The following is a 15,298-nucleotide window of genomic DNA, read 5'->3' on the forward strand; positions in this document are numbered from 1 at the left end:
GGGAGAAAAGAACAAGGAGAGCCCCTGAATGGACATCACGCAGATCATGTACCGCCCCGGGCTGATGCAGGGCGAGCGCATATTGGTGACCGGTGGCGGCACGGGCTTGGGCAAGGTGATGGCCGAGGCGTTCGTGTATCTTGGGGCGGAAGTGCATATCTGCGGGCGACGCGGAGCGGTGCTGGAGGCGACCGCGGATGAGCTGATGACGCGGCATGGCGGCAAGGTAGCGGCGCATGTCTGCGACATCCGCAACGCGGAATCGATCGATGCCATGGTGGCGCAGATCTGGTCGCAGCACGGCGCGCTCACCGGCCTGGTCAACAATGCGGCGGGCAATTTCATCAGCCGCACCGAGGATCTCAGCGTCAATGGCTTCAACGCCATTTCGGACATCGTCTTTCGCGGCACCTTCTACATCACGCACAATGTCGGCAAGCGGATGATCGCCGAGGATATTCGCGGCAATTTCCTCGCGATCCTGACCACCTGGGTATGGAATGGCGGGCCGTTCACGGTGCCGTCGGCCATGTCCAAGGCGGGCATCAACGTGATGACCCAGTCGCTCGCCACCGAATGGGGGCGTTATGGCCTGCGTTTCAACGCGATCGCGCCGGGCACCTTCCCCACCAAGGGCATGACCGAGCGGCTGTCGCCCGGCAATTCGCAAGGGTTGCAGGGGCAGAATGCCGATCGCGGCAATCCGATGGGCCGGGTGGGCGAGATGCACGAGTTGGCAAACCTTGCCGTGCTGCTGATGGGGCGCGGTGCGGACTATATCAACGGCCAGACCATCGCCATCGACGGCGCGGGCTATCAGGCCAATTCGGGCAATTTCTACCAGAGCCTGTCGCGGATGGACGACCAGCAATGGGCGGACATGGCGGCGATGATCCGCGGGGCCAATGCCAAGGACAAGGCGTCACGCACCACGGGATAAGCGGCCGATGCGGGGCTTTTGTCACGCTATCGGTAAAAAGCGCCGCTTCAGCCAGCATTCCGTAGCGTTCCGCCCCGGCTTGCCATAAGCTCCCCATCAGGAGAGCCGGATCGAATCAGAGGGACAACCATGATCGAGACACATGCCAAATTCAGCGAGAATGCCGAGGGGCGCAACAGCCCGTTCAACACCCTGGCGCAGCGCGTTACCATCCGCCGGGTAGAGGACATTCGCGACGCCGCGCTGGCGCTGCATGAAATGGCGCAGACGCGCGGATTTCGTGTCGCCGCCTGCGACGACATCTCCTCAAAAGAGCCGATGGTCGATGCCGATGGCGCGATCATCAACGGCGAAATCTTCGGCTGGATGGCCGATGGCGAACGCTGGTGGGAGGATACCAGGCTGGCGCTCAACTCGCCGCTGCCGCGTGCCTGCCGCTATGAGAGCGAGCCGTTCTGGTGCAACGAAACCGGCATGTACGGCCGCTGGCGCAACGAATATCTCGAAGCGATGGACCTGACCGATTTCCGCAAGCGATCGCTGGTCCATGCCGCCATCGTCGTGCCGGTGCACCTGCCGTTCGGTCAGATCTCTGCGGTCAGCTTCACGCCGATGGACCGGACGCTCACCGACCTGTCCGAACTGTTCGAAAAGCATGCCGATCTGATGGCATCGATGACGCGCCGTTTCATCGGTGGTTATGTGATGGTCATGCGCACCAAGCGGCGGATGCCGGCGGACTGCATGCTCTCCAAGCGCGAGGTCGAGTGCCTGCGCTGGGCCGCGATCGGCAAGACGGACAAGGAAATCAGCATGATCCTGGACCGCAGCCACGCCACCATCCGCTATCATATCCATCGCGCGGGCGAGAAGCTGGACGCGGTCAACCGCAGCCAGACGATCTTCAAGGCCGGGCAACTGGGCTATCTCGGCGCGAGCGATTGAAGGCGCGCCGGAACGGACGATCAGCCGCGCAGGCGGCTTGCCAGCATGCGTCTGCGCCTTAGATCGGCGATGTGAACGGGGAAGGACAGCGCCAGCGGCAGCGCGATCAGCGGCCAGTCCGCTCCGGTCAGCGCCGCGCGCAGCGCAAGGACGATGAACACCGCAGGCCCCAGCGCCAGCGCGACATCGAGCGGCTTGTTGCCGCGCCGCACCAGCCAGGCGAATTCGATTGCCAGCACCGCCAGGATCAGGTCCGCCGCATGGCCGCTGGCGAAGAAGCCGGGAATGGCGGCCATCATCCGAACGGACCGTTGAGCTGGACGATAGCATAATTGAGCGCAGCGGCGACGCTCACCCAAGCGATATAGGGCAGCAGCAGCCAGGCCGCCGTCCTGGAAAAGCGCCCGCAATACACGATCAGCAGTGCGATCGACGCCCAGAGCAGCGCTACCTCGACCAGCGCCCAGTCGGGCCGCTGCACGCGGAAGAACAGCAGGCTCCACAGCACGTTGAGAAAGCCGTTGAACGCGAACAGGCCGATGACATTGGTGCGCGCCTTGACCGTTGGTGCGCTGCGCCAGGCGGCGAGCGAGGCCATGGCAGCAAGCGCAAAGATCAGCGTCCAGGCCACGCCATAGAGCCAGCCGGGCGGCGCCCAGGCCGGCTGGGTCAGCCCCTGATACCAGGGGCCGAGGTCGGTGATCGTCGCGCCGCCTGCAGCGACGACCAGAGCCGCCATCGCCGCCAGGATAACCGGCAGCAAGCCTTCACGATGCATGTCTCAGCCTCCCAGCTGGCGGCCTCTCGGCCTTTACGTCCCAATCGCGGTCAAGCGCGCGAAAGACCGAGCAGATGCCCCATGTCCTTCACGAAGATCTTGGCATGCGCCACCGGTTTGCGGCGCACCAGTTCCTTGTGCATATAGCTTTGCCAGGTGAGATACTGCACGTCGGGGTCGGCGCACATCTTGACGAAGCGCTCGCGCCGCTTGTCCGATGAATACCAGAAATACTGCATGATCCCCAGGATCCAGAACACCTTGCCGTGCTTGGCCATGAACGCCTTGCGCGCCTGTTTGAGCGCGGCGGGCTTGCCGGTGGCGAGGAACTGATAGACCGCATCCGCGGCGAGCCGTCCGCAGGCCATCGCGTAATAGATACCCTCGCCCGAGGCCGGGGCCACAACCCCCGCCGCATCGCCCGCGACGACGAGGTCGCGGCCATTGTCCCAGCGCTTGAGCGGCTTGAGCGGGATGGGCGCGCCTTCCTTGCGGATCGTCTCGCAGCCGTCGAGGCCGACCTGCTGGCGCATCAGCGCGGTGGTTTCACGCAGCGGAAAGCCCTTGTTGGCGCTGCCCAGCCCGATGCTGGCCGTGTCGCCATGCGGGAAGATCCAGGCATAGAAATCGGGCGAGAGATGGCCCTGATAATAGACATCGCACCGGTCCGCGTCGAAATCGGCGGCTGCTGCGACCGCAGGTTCGGGCGTCTTGATGATCTCGTGATAGGCGAACACGCATTTGACGTCTTTCGCGCCCGGAATGTTCTGCCTGGCAACCGCCGAGCGCGCGCCATCGGCACCGATGACGCTGCGCACGCGCAGGCGCCGGTCGGGGCCGCCGCGCTCCTCGCGATAGACCAGCACTGCCGTGCCATCGCTATCCCGGTCGATCCGTTCATAGGTGCCGGTGACCCGCGTTGCCCCGGCATGCGCGGCGCGGTTGCGCAGCCATTCGTCGAACACATCGCGGTCGACCATGCCGACAAAGCCCTTGCCCTCGGGGCCATCGCCGACCGGCATGTCGACTTCGCGGCCCGAGGGCGCGATCATCCGTGCTGCACGCGCCTTGGCGACCAGCAGCGATTCGGGGATCTCGAAATCCTTGAGCAGCCGGGGCGGGATGGCCCCGCCGCACGGCTTGATCCGGCCGTCGCGATCGAGCAGCAGAACTTTCAGCCCGCGCCGGGCCAGATCGTGCGCTGCGGTCGCGCCCGAGGGGCCGCCGCCGATGACTGCCACGTCAAAATCCGCCTGTGCCATCGCCTCATGCTCCTTCAGTCGGGCCGTTCAGGCCGGTGCCGCCACCATAGGCGGATGGGCGGTGCGCATGGTGACGCGTACCGCCAGAAGCGCGGCAAGGACGAAAAGCCCAGCCTCGCCAGCAAAAATCAGTTGGAAGGCCGCGCCGTCGCTCGCCAGCAGCCCGCGTGCGGCATCGACGCCCAGCGCGCCGGTAAGGCCCCCCAGGCCGAATGCGATCGCTTGCGCTGCGCCCCAGACGCCCATGCGCACGCCCTCCTTGGATTGCTGTCCTGCGCCTGCCAGCCCCATCATCGCGCCGATGGCAGAGACGGCGAACAGGCCGTTGGCAAAGCCGAGCAGGCCGACATTGAGCCGCAGCGGCCAGCTGCCGCCAGTGGTGGCCGCGATCGCCAGCCCGATCAGCGCCAGCGCGCTGCCGCCGCATCCGGCCAGGATCCACCAGCGCAGGTCGGACGGACGCCGCCCGGCAAAGGCGCTGCCGCCGATGCCCGCAACGATCATCCCCGCCATCACGCCGCCATGCTGAAGACCTGCGAGCCGGGTCGATTCGCCGGGGCTCATGCCGAAGACCAGGCCGGCATAGGGCTCCAGGATCAGGTCCTGCATCGCATAAGCCAGCATCGAGACGAAGACGAAGATGGTGAAGCGCCGTGCCGCCGGATCGCCCAGGATCTCGCGCAGCGCCTCGCCGAACGATCCGCCCGGCGCATCGGCATGCGGGTGCGCGGGCGGAACCAGCCGCCGCTCGATGCCCATGATCGCCACGCAGGCCAGCACGAAGGCGCCGAGCGCGACACCGCCCGAGACGATCGCCAGCCGCTGCTCGGTGAACGGATCGATCAGGCTGCCCGCTGTCGCAGCGGCCATGACGATGCCGGCGACCATCATGATCCAGGTGATCGCCGCTGCCGCCGCGCGCCGTTCGGGCACGACGCCCGAGGCCAGCATCGCCAGCAGCGACGTGCCTGCCGCACCGACGCCTGCGCCGATCATGCTGAAGGCAAGGACGGCGAGCAATGTGCCGGGGATCGCGGCGACCGGCAGCAGGATCGTCGCATTGACCGCGACGATGCCGCCCAGCGCGAGAATCCCCATGCCGCCGATGATCCAGGGGGTGCGCTTGCGCCCCTTGTCCGAACCATGGCCCCACATCGGCCGCGACAGCTGCACCGCATAATGCCAGGCGACAAGCCCGGCGGGCAGGGCGGCGGGCAGCGCATATTCGACCACCATCACCCGGTTGAGCAAGGATGTCGCCAGCATGACGATCGCGCCGATACTGGCCTGGACCAGCCCCATGCGCATGATGTCGACCCAGCCGAGCCCGATCTTTGCGTTGCGGCTCATATCCAGCCCCCCAGGCCCAGCGCAGCGGCCAGCATGCCCAGCACATAGGATGAGACGCCGGTGGCATTGTACCAGGGCGCGTATTTGTTGGGATCGGTGAGCAGGCGGCGCATGAATACCAGCTGCATGGCGAGCAGCAGGGTGACCGCGATCGCGGAAAGCGCCAGGCCCCAGTGGAACAGCAGCGCGATGACCACGATCTGCGGCACCGCCATCACCGCGCAGGCCAGCCGCGCGGCATTGGCCACGCCCAGTGTGACCGGCAGCGAGCGCACGCCCATCGCGGTGTCGCCTTCGACCGCCTTGAAATCGTTCAGCGTCATGATACCATGCGCGCCCAGGCTGTAGAGCAATATGGCGATCAGCACGCGGGTATCGGGCAGGCCGCCGGTCATCACGCTGGCGCCGGTGAACCAGCTCAACCCCTCATAGCTCAGCCCGACCACAGCCGGGCCGATCCAGCCGCTCATCTTGAAGCGGAAGGGCGGGGCGCTGTACCCCCAGGCGCAGAGCAGCCCGACGATCGTTGCGACCAGCACCCAGAAGCCGAGCGCCAGCCCCAGCAGCAGCGAGAGTGCCGAACCGATCAGCGCCACATACAGCCCCCAACGGCCCGCGATGCGGCCGGAAGGGATGGGACGTTCGGGCTGGTTGATCGCATCGACATGCCGGTCGTACCAGTCGTTCACCGCCTGGCTGGTGCCGCAGACCATCGGCCCTGCCAGCAGCACGCCGCCGAACAGGAACCACCAGCGCCCGTCGAGCCCGGCGCCAGACGACATGACCCCGCAGAAAAACGCCCACATCGGCGGAAACCAGGTCACCGGCTTCAACAGCTCGAGCACGTCGCGCGCCTTTGGAATCGGCACAGACGACGAAATTTGGGCGGAGCGATCCATGAGGTGGAGGCTATGCCTGACGGTCCGGAGTGTCAATCAGAATGGACAGTGAGGTGGGACAGGTCGCGCCAACCCGTCAAGCTGGCCCTGGCTCGCACGAAAACTGCAAAAGAAATGCATCGCCTGTTTCACATAAATGTCATATATTTGTCATAAAGGCCAGCCTCCGCCCGTCCGGCAAGGCTGGGCCGTATTGCTAAGGCGCATGTTCATGTTCTCTGCCTGGGGTGCTCGGCCCGCAACCTTCGTGGTCGCCGCACTGATGGCAAGCACCGGCAGTCCTGCCTTCGCCCAGGCTGTCCCCGCGCCTGCGCCGGGGGCTGCGCAGCCCGACTATCTGGGCATCATCGCCGATCTCCAGCGCCAGATCGATGAGCTGAAGGCCACGGTCAACGAGCTGAAGGCCGAAAAACAGGCAGCCGCTGCCACACCCGCTCCACCGGCAGCGATGGCCAGCGCCGCGCCCCAGGTGGCAGCGCCTGTCGCCCAGGCCTCCGCCCCTGCGCCCGTCCCCGCGCCAACATCACCGCCGGCGCAGGTCGCCGAGGCCGGCAGCAAGCGCGGCAAGGCCTGGTACGAAAAGCTGCAATTGCGCGGCTATACCCAGATGCGGCTCAACACCATCGTCTCCGGCGATGCCGAGGCGCCCGCAGGGGTGTCGCGGCTGCGTACCATCGGCGATGGCGATGTGCGGTCGGACAGCAATTTCAGCTTCCGCCGGGTCCGGCTGGTGCTGCAGGGCGATGTCAGCGACTATGTGTCGCTCTATCTGCAGGCGGATCTTGCATCTGCCGTGTCCAACCAGTCGGCGGGTGAACGGCGCGAGGGCTTTGCCCAGCTGCGCGATGCCTATGCCGATGTCTTTCCGACCAAGGACAAGAGCTTTCGCATTCGCCTCGGCCAGTCGAAAATTCCTTATGGCTGGGAAAACATGCAGTCCTCGTCCAACCGTCTGGCGCTCGATCGCAGCGACGGCATCAACACCGGCGCGCCGAGCGAACGCGATATCGGGATCGTCGCCTATTATACGCCCGATCGTGTGCAGGATATCTGGGACCGGCTGGGCAAGGACGGGCAGAAGCTGTTCGGCAATTACGGCGCGTTCGGCCTCGGCGCGTTCAACGGCCAGGGCACCAACCGCACCGAGACCAATGACAATGTGATGGTCGTCGGCCTCGCCACCTGGCCGTTTGAGCTCGACGCTCTGGGGCTGGACGGGCAGGTGCTCGAGCTGGGCGGGTCGTTCTATCGCAACCGCGTCAATCCGGAGATCCGCACCGGCGGGGTCAGCCCGATCGACTACAAGGACAATCGCATCGGCGTCCACGCGATCCTGTACCCGCAGCCTTTCGGGCTGCAGGCGGAATGGAACTGGGGCACCGGGCCGGAATTCGACCCCGTCACCCGCCAGATCGCCGAACGCCCGCTCAACGGCGGCTATGTCCAGGCGATGGCGCGCGTGCGGCAGTCGCCGCTGGGCCCGTTCTATCCCTTTGCACGCTGGCAATATTATCGCGGAGGTTTCAAGGGCGCGACCAATGCCCCGCGGCTGGAAACCGAAGAGCTGGAATTCGGCTTCGAGTTCCTGCCCACCCCAGCGCTCGAACTGACCGTCAGCTATGGCTTCGCCTCGCGCAAGGAGGCGGACGAGCGGCGCTTTGGCCAGGCCGAGGGCGAGCTGCTGCGCATCCAGGCGCAGTGGAACTATTGACCTTTTCTACACGCCCGCCGGATAAGCAGGGCATAGCTTGGGAGAGGTTTCATGGCGCTGCACCGACTGGCGATGCTGATGGCGTTCGTGCCGGTGCTGCTGTTTTCCTCTGCCGAACGCGCCGCGACCGCGCCGCCGGTGCGGCTTGAGGCAGAGACGCTGCTGCCGAGCGAGAATGTCACCGTTGCGGGGAAATCCGCCAATCCTCCCGCCGGCATTCGCCGCGATGACCGCAGCTATCCGTTCTACATGCCGATGCAGGGCCTGCGCCCCCCTGCGGTGACGCTGCGCATCCGCTGCGATGCCTCGCGCGCGGCGGGGCGCGAGGTCTATGCCGGACCATCAGCCGAATCGCTTTATGGCCGGGTCGAAGGCGGGTTCGAGTTCATCTACGAGGCTTATGACGGCGCAGGCAGGCCTTGCGTCTATCCCTTCTCGCCCTGGATGCCGCAGATTGTCGGCCAGACCCAGGGCACGCAATATGTCTTCCGCTCGTCGGTCCCCGGTGTGCCGGTCACCTTCCGCACCAATGATGCCTGGGCGACGATCAACCTGAGGCTGTTCGATCTGGGGCCGCAGCGGGTGCATTTCGAGATGCGCGACATCGCGCTCGATTTCCCCAATGCGGGCGAATCCAAGGGCGCGGTGCATCTGGAGGTGCTGGGCGTCACCCGGCCCGGCCTGATCACGGCGGTGATCCGCAGGGCCAATATTTTCGGCGGCAAGAACGCAATCTTCGTGCCCGGCGGGGAGACGATGACCTATATCGAGGACAGCGTGATCCGCGGCAATGTCGGCGACAATGTCGATCAGGAACACGGCACCTATATCAACGGCACGCTGGTCACCCATATCGTCAACAGCACCTGGTTCGGCCAGAAGGGCTGGATCGACGTGGCGAGCGGGCATCAGCTCAAGGACAAGGCCTATCTGCGCGTCTACGAGGATGTGACCGTCGCCAATCTGCCGGGTGCGACCGTGCCCTCGGCCATGCCGCTGGTCGATATCTCCGCCTTCGGCTTTACCTGGGCCAACAACCTCAAGTTCAAGCGCGTGCCGCCCGCGCAGGACGTGCGCGATTCGCTGGTCGATCTGCGCACCGAGATTGTCTACGGCACGCCCGATCATTACCCGTGGAACATCATGGTCGATCCCGGCTGGCGGATGCCGCCCAACCCGCTGGGCGCGCTCGACCAGGTGTACCTGTCGGTCTTCCAGAACACCCTGGTCGACAGCTTCCGCGCCGAGCCCTATGTTTTCCGCCTCAACATGCAGGGCCTTGGGGTGGAGCCGGGCACGCCGACGGTGATCGGCAACGAACAGACAACACGGGCGCAGCAGCGCATGGTGTCGCTGGCGTTCAACACCAAGGGCACGATCCGCAAGGCCTATTCGCCCGAAGGCTGGACCTATGTCGATCCTGTCCTGCCGCCCGACGCGCAATGGGTGCGCAACCGCGATGCCTTTATCCGCCACGCGCTGGGGCTGATCGGCCGATAGGTCAGGCCTCGGGGCTGGTCAGCCGGTAGCCGATGGCCGGTTCGTTGAGGATCAGCGCGGGATGGGCGGGGTCACGCTCCAGCTTCTGGCGCAGCGCGCGGATGGCGACGCGCAGATAATCGATATTGTCCTGCTGCGCCGGGCCCCAGACGCTGCGCAGCAGATGGCTGTGCGACAAGACGCGCCCGGCATGCTTGGCCAGCTCCGCCAGCACGGCATATTCCTTGGGCGTCAGGTGGACCGGCTCGCCATCGCGCGCCACCAGACGGCGGTGCAGATCGACGCGCAAGGGGCCGATGGCGAGCGGTTCCTGTTCGGCGCCGGGGCTCAGATCGACCAGCCCGTCGACATAACGGTCCAGATGCGCTGCTTCCGAGGCCACGGTCGCCGCCAGGCTCTTGTCGATTCCCGGCGTGCGGCGCAATGCGCGGCCTGCGGCCGAAATCGCGTTGAGCCGGGGCTTCACATCCTCGCCGATCGAGGTCAGCAAAGCCGTTCGCAACCGGTCGCGTTCGCGCAGCGCCGCCAGGTCCCGGGCCTCATCCTCCAGCCGCGCGCGGACCAGCGCCAGCGCCACCTGGTCGAGCAGGTTGCCGAGCAGCTGCGCCTGGCCCTCGCCGACCGGGGATGTGCCATCCTCGCGCGCAAGCCCGGCGGCGGCCAGCACCGCATCATCCGAACCGATACCGTGGAATTGCCAGTCAGTCAGCTTGGCCGGGCTGATGCCTCTTCCCGTCGGCTGGCCGGACGTCAGCGTGATCGACGCGGCAGCAAAGTCTCCGGGGCTGAGGACGGCGTGCGGCGGCGCGGCGGCGATGATCCGCCCCTCGCCGTCGCGCTGCACGACGATGACGGCCTGACAGGCGAACAGCAGGGAAAGCTGCTGCACCGCCACATCGCAGATCTGCTGCTCGCCGGTGCAGCTCAACAGCCGCCGGGCCAGCCCGGCAATCGTCGCGTTGCGCGCGGCATAGGCATCGGCGCGGTGGCTCTGTTCGCGGATCGAGGCGACGAGACGGCTGGTCACCACGGCCACCAGGAACAGCACCGCCACCGTCATCACATCGGCGGGATTGCTGATCTGGAAGCTGTGATAGGGCTGCGTGAAATAGAAATTATAGGCGAGCGTGGAGAGCGTCGCCGCCGCCAGCGCGGGCCAAAGGCCCAACGCGAGTGCTGCAACCAGGACCGGCGGAATATAGAGCAATGCCACCGCGCCGCTGCCCCAGCGCGGCGCGATCAGCAGTCCGCCCAGCGTGGCCAGCGCGATCAGCACCAGCGCCGAGACATAGCCGCCCGCCTGTTTGCTGACGGTGTTGCGCGAGGATCGGGTCGGAAGATGGTCGTTCTGCATGGCCTTCAAGATGCGCGCGGGGCGAGCCCGCGTCGAGGGGGGCAAGGTCAATCCACATGGAATCTTTATGCGGTTCGCGCCCACATGCAGGGGATGGAAAACAGTCTGAATGCGTCACCCGCCGCCGATGCGGCCCCCGGCCATCATGGCCCCAAGGATCGCCTACCCGTGCTCATGCTCGGGGCGATCGGCGTGGTCTTTGGCGATATCGGCACCTCGCCGCTTTATGCCTTGAAAGAGAGCTTCATTGGCCCGCACCCGCTCAGCGTCGACCGGCTGCACATATTCGGCGTGCTCAGCCTGATCTTCTGGTCGCTGATGCTGATCGTCACGGTCAAATATGTGCTGGTGGCGATGCGCGCGGACAATCGCGGCGAGGGCGGATCGTTTGCGCTGCTCGCTCTGGTCTCGCGCAACCTGGGGGTCAGCCGCTGGAACGGGACGCTGGTGGTGCTCGGCGTGCTCGCCGCATCGATGTTCTATGGCGACGCGATGCTCACCCCCGCCATGTCGGTGCTGTCCGCGGTCGAGGGGCTGACGCTCGTCCAGGCCAATCTCGCGCCGCTGGTCGTGCCGATCGCGGTGGTCATCCTGGTCGCGCTCTTCCTCATCCAGTCGCGCGGAACCGCGCGCGTCGGGGCGCTGTTCGGCCCGATCGTTCTGGTCTATTTCGCAACGCTGGCGACACTGGGCGTGGTCAATATCGTCCAGCAGCCGCAAGTGCTGGCGATCCTCAGCCCGCATTGGGCGTTCGAGTTCTTCCGTCACGATCCGCGGACCGCGTTTCTCGCCATGGGCTCGGTCTTCCTGGCGGTCACGGGCGCAGAGACGCTCTATGCCGATATGGGCCATTTCGGTCGCAAGGCGGTGGGGTTGAGCTGGCTGACGCTGGTCTATCCCTGTCTGATGCTCAACTATATGGGCCAGGGCGCGCTGCTGCTCGGCAATCCGGCTGCGGTGGAAAACCCCTTCTATCTGATGGCCCCCGAATGGGCGCGGCTGCCGCTTGTGCTCATCGCGACTGCAGCGACGATCATCGCCAGCCAGGCGGTCATATCGGGCGCGTTCTCGGTGACGCATCAGGCGATTCAGCTCGGCTTCCTGCCGCGGCTGCGCACCTTGCACACCAGCGAGAAGGCGGCAGGCCAGATCTATATCCCCGCGATCAACTGGGGCCTGCTGGTGATGGTGCTCGTGCTGGTGCTGGGCTTTCGCGAATCGACGCGGCTGGCCTCGGCCTATGGCATCTCGGTGGTGGGAACGATGCTGATCACCACGGTGATGCTGGCCTTTCTGCTGTTCAAGGTCTGGCGCTGGAACCGCTGGCTGGCCGCAGCCACGATCGGCGCTTTCCTGGCGGTCGATGCCGTCTATTTCTTCTCGAACATCACCAAGATCCCCGATGGCGGCTGGTTCCCGCTGGTCGTCGCAGGCGCGCTGTTCACGGTGCTGACCACCTGGGCCAAGGGAAGGCGGCTGATGCACCAGGGGCTGGACGAGATCGCCATGCCGCTGGAGGTGTTCATCCGCTCATCGGTCGCCAGCGCGCACCGGGTGCGCAACACGGCGGTGTTCATGTCTGCCGCGCGCGAAGGTGTGCCGGCCGCGCTGCTGCACAATTTCAAGCACAACCAGGTGCTGCATGAGCGGATCCTGATCCTGACCGTGCTGGTGGAAGAGGTGCCCTATGCCGATCCCGCCATGCGGCTGGAAAGCAGCGATGCGGGGCAGGGCTTCCACCGGGTCATCCTGCGCTATGGCTTCATGGAGGATGTCGATGTGCCGCGCGATCTGGCGGCGCTCGATGGCCCCGGCGGACCGTTCGACATGATGAAGACCAGCTTCTTCCTGGGGCGGCAGAAGCTGGTGGCGTCCGCCGACAAGCCGGGCATGGCCTTGTGGCGCGAACGGCTGTTCGCCTGGATGAGCCGCAGTTCCGAAAGTGCGATGGAATTCTTCCGCATCCCGACCAACCGCGTGGTCGAGCTGGGCAGCCAGGTGCAGATCTAGCTCAGCTCGTCCTTGCGGCCGATCAGATTGCCCAGACCATGCCGGTGGAGCTTCGAATAGAGGCTCTGCCGGCTGAGCCCCAGGATTTCGGCAGCAGAGGCGCGGTTGTCCGAGGTATAGGCCAAAGCCGCCTCGATGCACATGCGCTCGATCAGGTCGGTTGATTCGCGCACGATCTCGCGCAGCGGCATGCGACCGACCAGCTCGGTCAGCTGGTCGACCGAGCGTGGAACGTCGCGGTCGGCGGCGGGCAGGTCGCGGACCCGGCGGCTGACGGTGCGGATGGCAAAGCCGTAATGGCCGCCCTGCGCATCGGTCTTCACGCCGGATACCTCGATCGCCTCCTCGATCGCGTCATCGGCATGGACGATGGTGGTGGCATTGCGTACCTGGCCGTGATCGTCGAGCTGCTTGCGCATCAGATCGACATCGATACCGGGCCGTCCGATGAAGCGACCGAGCGGCTGGCCGGTGATCGCTTCCTTCGAGCTGCCATGGACCAGATCGACAAAGGCCGAATTGGCGGTGAGGATCTGCATCTTCGAATCGGTCAGCACAAAGGCATCGGGCATGCGCTCGATCAGTTCGGCCATCGGGCGGCGTCCGCCGGAATCGGCCACCGCCGCATCGCCGCGCGAGAGGCGGATCATGAACTGGCGGCCATTGTCCTGACGGAACGGCATCGCGGTCAGCACCATCGGCGGATCGCCTTCGCCGACATTCACTTCCATCTCGCAATGTTCGCCGGTCGCGGTTGCTCCGCCGAGCGCCGCGATCAGATCATCGCGGGAAATGCCGCCGATGACGTTGGCGAGGTCGCGATTGTCGAGGCTGCCGGGCTTGGCATCGAACAACTGGTAGCTTGCCGGGTTGGCAGCGGCAATGCGGCGGGTGGTCGCATCGATGATCAGCACCGGATCGGCGATCATGTCGAACAGCAGGCGAAAGCGTGCCTCGGTCTGGCGCAGCTTCAGGTAATCGCGTTCCAGCGATTGCTGGGTCTGCAACAGGCGCTGCTGCAGGCTGGCCCAGGCGCGCACATCGCGGCCAATCGCCATGCGCGGCTTGCCTTCGCCCAGATCGACCAGACGGTAATGGATCGGCAGATTGCCATCGGGACCGGGATGGTTGACCTGGCGCCAGCGCCCCGGCGTTTCCGAAGACGGGGAGGACAGCATCTCGCTGATCTTGGGACGGCTGTCGAGCGCAACCGTATCCTCCCAGCGCCGGCCTATCCAGCCGCTGAGGTCAGGCATGTCATCCGCACTCACGGAAACATCGCTGATGACGCCATTTTCGTCGAGCGCCAGGGCGATATCGCCTGCGGCTAGCACCAATGCGAGTGCTGCGCCGATTTCAAGAGTACCGACAACGCCTTTGAGGTCGCGAAAAGGCATAGCAACAGCTGAAGGCTCGTCCTTGTTCATGCCGCGCCGGGTGCGGTCTTCAAAGCGAAAGCGCGGTGCGCTCTACCCCGGCAGATACAAGTTCATCGGCCAATGCAAGCGCGTCAGCCGCATCAGCAGCGGTTCCGTCCGCACCCAGCTTGCGCGCGTGTTCGGGGTCGTAGCCAAGCGCCGGACCGCCGATCATGATTGCCAGTTTGGGATTGCAGGACACGCTTCTCATCGCCGTCAGCAGTTTCGGAACCTGCGCGATATAAAAGTCAGTGGTTACTGTCAATCCGAGGATATCAAAGGATGAAGATCCCAGTGTCTGCAGTATTTCGGACTGATCCGGCTCAACCAAAGTCTTCACATCCCAGCCAGCACGCTGAAAACATTCCGAAATAATCAAAGTACCCAGGCTGTGCTGGTCACCCGGCATGGTCGTGAACAGTGCACGGTGCGTCCGCAGCGTCCAGCCGACAGCAGGCGGGGCCCATACCGCTATGGTGCGCAAAAGCAGTTGCAGCCGCCAAAGCCCCATGGTGACATCGACAAAATCGCATTCGTCGCGGTTCCATTTGTCGCCGAGCTCGCGCGCGGTGGGGGCGATCAGCTGGATGAACAAAGTTTCCGGTGCAACCTGCCGGTCCAGATGGCCGATGATAATATCGGCCAGCGCGTTGACCTCATGCGCCAGAACCTGGTCGGCAAATGCGCGGATCGCCGCTTCGTCAAACAGCGGTGCCATGGTCGACAGGCGACTGGCGGCCGCCGCGCCGCGCTGATTGTCGTTGGATTGGGTTCCGGACGTTTCGCGGAACCCCTCGCCGCCTTCCGGCGCCCGCATGGCGGCAGTCACCATATGGGCTGGGGGGTCGACGGGGAAATGCGCCATGCGTGGATCATCCTGATGCACCATCAGCAGCCGGGGGATGATCTCATCCTCCACCAACCGACCGACATCGTCATTGGGCGCGTGACTAAAGAACCGGCCATGACCGGTCTGTTCGCCATCCCAGGGCGACGCCTTCTTGCGCAAACGCGCATTACGAAACAGCTCTGTCGTCGACCTGATTAAATCGATTCCAAAAACCGAGGCCATTCAGACTCTCCTGGTCTTGTCGGTGCAGGTGGCACCGGCCTCATGGCTGGAAACTTTCT

General features: G+C 65.2%; 13 protein-coding genes. 5 read left to right on the forward strand and 8 right to left on the reverse strand.

Features of this window, described 5'->3' with window-relative positions:
• The first annotated feature begins 28 nt into the window (after positions 1–28).
• On the forward strand, positions 29–940 hold the full coding sequence (locus OU999_15215; GenBank protein WAC23075.1) for an SDR family oxidoreductase: 912 nt from the start codon (positions 29–31) through the stop codon (positions 938–940).
• A 129-nt stretch (positions 941–1,069) separates the two neighbouring features.
• Positions 1,070–1,885, forward strand: coding sequence for a LuxR C-terminal-related transcriptional regulator (locus tag OU999_15220; protein WAC23076.1), 816 nt, complete (start codon positions 1,070–1,072; stop codon positions 1,883–1,885).
• A 20-nt stretch (positions 1,886–1,905) separates the two neighbouring features.
• On the opposite strand, the gene OU999_15225 is transcribed toward OU999_15220, so the two are convergent.
• Genes OU999_15225 through chlG form a run of 5 tightly spaced genes read right to left on the reverse strand, consistent with a single transcriptional unit; the run spans position 1,906 to position 6,174 of the window.
• Positions 1,906–2,184 carry a hypothetical protein gene (locus OU999_15225; GenBank protein ID WAC23077.1) on the reverse strand — a complete coding sequence of 93 codons (279 nt, stop codon included), beginning with the start codon at positions 2,182–2,184 and terminating at the stop codon, positions 1,906–1,908.
• A complete protein-coding gene (locus tag OU999_15230) occupies positions 2,181–2,663 on the reverse strand; it encodes a tryptophan-rich sensory protein (GenBank protein ID WAC23078.1) in 483 nt (160 codons plus the stop codon). The genes OU999_15225 and OU999_15230 overlap by 4 nt, the downstream gene beginning before the upstream one ends.
• 50 nt (positions 2,664–2,713) lie before the next feature.
• Positions 2,714–3,925, reverse strand: a complete 1,212-nt coding sequence (locus tag OU999_15235) for a geranylgeranyl diphosphate reductase (protein ID WAC23079.1) — start codon at positions 3,923–3,925, stop codon at positions 2,714–2,716.
• A gap of 27 nt (positions 3,926–3,952) precedes the next feature.
• Positions 3,953–5,275, reverse strand: coding sequence for a BCD family MFS transporter (locus OU999_15240; GenBank protein WAC23080.1), 1,323 nt, complete (start codon positions 5,273–5,275; stop codon positions 3,953–3,955).
• Positions 5,272–6,174 carry a chlorophyll synthase ChlG gene (gene chlG / locus OU999_15245; GenBank protein WAC23081.1) on the reverse strand — a complete coding sequence of 301 codons (903 nt, stop codon included), beginning with the start codon at positions 6,172–6,174 and terminating at the stop codon, positions 5,272–5,274. The genes OU999_15240 and chlG overlap by 4 nt, the downstream gene beginning before the upstream one ends.
• Positions 6,175–6,385: 211 nt before the next feature.
• Between chlG and OU999_15250 the strand changes: the two genes are divergently transcribed.
• Positions 6,386–7,885 (forward strand): porin, encoded by a 1,500-nt coding sequence (locus OU999_15250; protein WAC23082.1) that lies wholly within the window; start codon positions 6,386–6,388, stop codon positions 7,883–7,885.
• Positions 7,886–7,936: 51 nt separating this feature from the next.
• The gene (locus OU999_15255) at positions 7,937–9,385 is read left to right on the forward strand and encodes a hypothetical protein (protein WAC23083.1); all 1,449 of its coding nucleotides are present in this window, start codon (positions 7,937–7,939) and stop codon (positions 9,383–9,385) included.
• A gap of 1 nt (position 9,386) precedes the next feature.
• On the opposite strand, the gene OU999_15260 is transcribed toward OU999_15255, so the two are convergent.
• Positions 9,387–10,739 carry a DUF4118 domain-containing protein gene (locus OU999_15260; GenBank protein ID WAC23084.1) on the reverse strand — a complete coding sequence of 451 codons (1,353 nt, stop codon included), beginning with the start codon at positions 10,737–10,739 and terminating at the stop codon, positions 9,387–9,389.
• Positions 10,740–10,913: 174 nt separating this feature from the next.
• On the opposite strand from OU999_15260, the gene OU999_15265 reads away from it, so the two are divergent.
• Complete coding sequence (locus OU999_15265; GenBank protein WAC25442.1) at positions 10,914–12,749, forward strand: potassium transporter Kup; 1,836 nt, start codon at positions 10,914–10,916, stop codon at positions 12,747–12,749.
• On the opposite strand, the gene ppsR is transcribed toward OU999_15265, so the two are convergent.
• Together ppsR and OU999_15275 are read right to left on the reverse strand one after the other, a co-directional pair.
• Entirely contained in the window at positions 12,746–14,146 is a 1,401-nt protein-coding gene (ppsR, locus tag OU999_15270; protein WAC23085.1) for a transcriptional regulator PpsR, read from the reverse strand. The genes OU999_15265 and ppsR overlap by 4 nt on opposite strands.
• Before the next feature lie 49 nt (positions 14,147–14,195).
• Positions 14,196–15,239 carry a cobalamin B12-binding domain-containing protein gene (locus OU999_15275; GenBank protein WAC23086.1) on the reverse strand — a complete coding sequence of 348 codons (1,044 nt, stop codon included), beginning with the start codon at positions 15,237–15,239 and terminating at the stop codon, positions 14,196–14,198.
• Positions 15,240–15,298: the final 59 nt, after the last annotated feature.

The sequence above is a fragment of the Blastomonas sp. SL216 genome, from assembly GCA_026625625.1.
GTDB lineage: Bacteria > Pseudomonadota > Alphaproteobacteria > Sphingomonadales > Sphingomonadaceae > Blastomonas.

Excerpts from the sequence above, each read along its gene's own strand:
- chlG (WAC23081.1), bottom strand. The coding sequence starts at position 6,174 with ATGGATCGCTCCGCCCAAATTTCGTCGTCTGTGCCGATTCCAAAGGCG.
- OU999_15220 (WAC23076.1), top strand. The coding sequence starts at position 1,070 with ATGATCGAGACACATGCCAAATTCAGCGAGAATGCCGAGGGGCGCAAC.
- OU999_15260 (WAC23084.1), bottom strand. The coding sequence starts at position 10,739 with ATGCAGAACGACCATCTTCCGACCCGATCCTCGCGCAACACCGTCAGC.
- OU999_15240 (WAC23080.1), bottom strand. The coding sequence starts at position 5,275 with ATGAGCCGCAACGCAAAGATCGGGCTCGGCTGGGTCGACATCATGCGC.
- OU999_15275 (WAC23086.1), bottom strand. The coding sequence starts at position 15,239 with ATGGCCTCGGTTTTTGGAATCGATTTAATCAGGTCGACGACAGAGCTG.
- OU999_15230 (WAC23078.1), bottom strand. The coding sequence starts at position 2,663 with ATGCATCGTGAAGGCTTGCTGCCGGTTATCCTGGCGGCGATGGCGGCT.
- OU999_15235 (WAC23079.1), bottom strand. The coding sequence starts at position 3,925 with ATGGCACAGGCGGATTTTGACGTGGCAGTCATCGGCGGCGGCCCCTCG.
- OU999_15215 (WAC23075.1), top strand. The coding sequence starts at position 29 with ATGGACATCACGCAGATCATGTACCGCCCCGGGCTGATGCAGGGCGAG.
- ppsR (WAC23085.1), bottom strand. The coding sequence starts at position 14,146 with ATGCCTTTTCGCGACCTCAAAGGCGTTGTCGGTACTCTTGAAATCGGC.
- OU999_15265 (WAC25442.1), top strand. The coding sequence starts at position 10,914 with ATGCTCGGGGCGATCGGCGTGGTCTTTGGCGATATCGGCACCTCGCCG.
- OU999_15250 (WAC23082.1), top strand. The coding sequence starts at position 6,386 with ATGTTCTCTGCCTGGGGTGCTCGGCCCGCAACCTTCGTGGTCGCCGCA.
- OU999_15225 (WAC23077.1), bottom strand. The coding sequence starts at position 2,184 with ATGATGGCCGCCATTCCCGGCTTCTTCGCCAGCGGCCATGCGGCGGAC.
- OU999_15255 (WAC23083.1), top strand. The coding sequence starts at position 7,937 with ATGGCGCTGCACCGACTGGCGATGCTGATGGCGTTCGTGCCGGTGCTG.